At 42.2% G+C, this 739-nt stretch carries 1 protein-coding gene and 1 pseudogene; both read left to right on the top strand.

The window, feature by feature from the left end:
- Positions 1-307 (top strand): dTMP kinase (locus ACRCJ0_RS17345; RefSeq protein ID WP_431391398.1); only part of this gene is annotated, 307 nt, incomplete at its 5' end.
- 57 nt (positions 308-364) lie between these two features.
- Positions 365-739, top strand: a pseudogene (locus ACRCJ0_RS17340) (DNA polymerase III subunit delta'); the annotation flags it as partial.

The following is a 739-nucleotide window of genomic DNA, read 5'->3' as shown; positions in this document are numbered from 1 at the left end:
CGAAGAGGGGATTATTGCTATCAATCAATTTGCAACTGATGGATGCCAACCAGATCTTACTTTATATTTAGATATTACTGCTGAAGAAGGGATTCGCCGGATTCAAGCTAACCGTAGTCAGGCTGAACAAAACCGCTTGGACGTTGAAGCCATTGATTTCCATCAACGTGTTCATAAAGGGTATGGCGTCTTGAAAGACCGTTTCCCAGAACGGATTAAAGTCATTGATGCCACCCAAGATCCTGAAAGTATGCAGCGGGATGCCTTGGCTATTTTAGAAAGCCATTTCCCAACTTTATTTCGTTAATAGAGCTAGTCATCCAAATCATTAAAGCGCCTTAAAGCAATGGAAAGGAGTCCATCTATGGCACACGAACATTTTGATATCGCCAAGAAGCAAGCGGATTTGACCGCTATGATGGACCGGGTCCTCGTCAATAACCGTCTTGGTCATGCTTATATTTTTGAAGGGATGGTCGGCGCTGGTCAAGAAGACATGGCACTTTATTTAGCAGCTTATTTGAATTGCTTAAATCCTGATGACCAAGGGGCTCCTTGTGGTACTTGTAACCATTGTCGTCGGATTCTGTCTGCTGATTATCCGGATGTTTTCCATATTGAGCCAGACGGAAATACCATCAAAATTGACCAGACCAGAGATTTAAAAGAACGGTTGTCTATGTCTTCACTTGAAGGAGACAATCAAATTTTTATCATTCATGAAGCAGAGAAAATGACC

The organism is Aerococcus sp. L_32 (genome assembly GCF_050689315.1).
The sequence above is the reverse complement of the archived record's forward strand: the minus strand, read 5'-3'. Positions and strand labels throughout refer to the sequence as shown.